This is a genomic window from Chloroflexus sp. (assembly GCF_034435895.1).
Classification (GTDB): domain Bacteria; phylum Chloroflexota; class Chloroflexia; order Chloroflexales; family Chloroflexaceae; genus Chloroflexus.
Genome location: NZ_DAOTWH010000222.1, coordinates 1 through 1,967 on the forward strand (window position 1 = coordinate 1; position 1,967 = coordinate 1,967).

At 63.7% G+C, this 1,967-nt stretch carries 2 protein-coding genes; both read left to right on the plus strand.

From position 1 onward, the window contains the following. Positions 1–366: response regulator transcription factor (locus U9R81_RS13195; RefSeq protein WP_322495906.1), on the plus strand; the 366-nt coding region annotated here is incomplete at its 5' end. Between the two features lie 98 nt (positions 367–464). Then, positions 465–1,967, plus strand: a 1,503-nt coding sequence (locus tag U9R81_RS13200; RefSeq protein WP_322495907.1) for a hypothetical protein, incomplete at its 3' end; no start/stop codon positions are given.

Here is a 1,967-nt window from a genome sequence, read left to right on the forward strand (position 1 = left end):
CAGCCGGCAGCAACCCCGCCGCCTCCGGCGCCGCCTCCAGCGCCAGCCGAACCGGCGGGACGCACGCTGACAATTGGCCCGTTGACGCTCGATACGTGGCACCAGACGGCGACGCTCAACGGGCGTTCTCTCAATCTGACGCCGACCGAGTTTCGCCTGTTGCTCTGCCTTGCCGAGCATGCCGGTCAGATGCTGTCGTATACCCAGTTGGTGCGCTGCGCGCAGGGGTACGATACGACCGATCTTGAGGCGGGTGAGCTGATTAAGCCGCATATTCACCATTTGCGCCAAAAGATCGAACCCGAACCGAGCGCGCCGCGCTATTTGTTGAATGTGCGCGGCAAGGGGTATATTTTGCAGATTTAAGCGTGCTCCATCGCCAATCGCCAACGAGAGGCTTCCTTCGCGAGAGCTAAGGTGAGCGCCGTTGCATCGCAACGGCGCTCGCGGTTAGGAACACCAGCATGGCCGATGAGTGGCTCTATTTCAATGGCGTGAATGCGAGCCGCGGCGAGTACGCCCACGAGCCGCTCGCAGTCGCTGAGTTGGCTCGCATGATCCTCGGTGAACGGCCATCGCCCGATCAGATTGACCCCGACCCTGAACAACGCGCCGCATTGCGCGAACGGCATCTGGCCGATGCGAGCGGCGCGTTTCGCGTGAAAGAAGGGGTTGATCCCACTGATCTGGCCGAAGCCGGTTGGGGAGTGATCTTTCCGGCTACGGTTGACGCGGCGCCTTTGCGCGAGGCGCTCAGCGAGTTGTTGCAGTGGCGGCAGGCACAAGCCGGCCCGCGCTATCGCGAGTGTTCCGGCCCGCAAGGTTATCGGCCCGGCGAGAGCAAGGCGGCGTTTTTGCGCCGGCAGGGTGCGGCGACCAGCGGGCCAGTCGATCCGGATCGGTTTCCCTATTATCTGTTGTTGGTCGGTTCGCCTGAAGAGATTTCCTTCCGTTTTCAGTACCAGCTCGATGTGCAGTATGCGGTCGGGCGCATTCACTTCGATACGCTCGAAGAATACGCCGCCTATGCCCGCAGCGTGGTGCAGGCCGAGCGCGACGGGGTGACGTTGCCGCGGCGCGTGGTGTTCGCCGGGGTGCAGAACCCCGATGATATGGCGACCAGCCGTAGTTTGCGCGGGTTGGTGCAACCGCTAGTCGCTGAATTGGCCAACCATCCGCAACGCGGCGATTGGTCGTTTGCAACCATTGCCGGCGCCGAGGCCACCAAAGACCGGCTGCTCCATCTGTTGCACGCCGAACCGCCTGTCTTGCTCTTCACCGCCAGCCACGGCGTCGAGTTTGAAGCGGTTGATCCGCGCCAGTTGCTGCATCAAGGCGCGATCTTGTGCGCCGATTGGCCCGGCCCGCAGGCATGGCGCAATCGCGCGATCCCGCCGCAGTTTTACCTCGCCGCTGACGATATCGCCAGCGATGCCTCGTTGCGCGGCGCGTTCGTGTTTCAGTTTGCCTGTTTTGGGGCCGGCTGCCCGCGTGACGACGATTTTCCCCATCTGCGCGGCGTTCGTTCGGCCATTGCGCCGCGTTCGTTTGTGGCCGGCTTGCCCCGCCGCTTGCTCGGTTTGCCGCGTGGTGGTGCGCTGGCCTTCATTGGCCACGTCGAACGGGCGTGGACGTTCTCGTTTAGCGATGCGCGCGGCGGCAAGCAGATCGAGACGTTTAGCAGCGCCTTGCGCCGGTTGCTCTTTGCTGGGACGCCGGTCGGCTATGCGCTGGAGTTTTTCAACGAGCGGTATGCCGAATTGGCGACCGTGTTGACCGAAGAGGTTGAGAATGCGCGTTGGGGCCAATCCCCCGATCCGGTTGAGTTGGCGACGCGCTGGACTGAACATAACGATGCGCGGAGTTATATCATTGTCGGCGATCCGGCGGCGCGGCTGTGCCCGCCGGCGACGGCTGTGCCGGTAGTCGAGGCGCCGCGTTTGGCGAGCACGCCGGTTGGGGCCGAG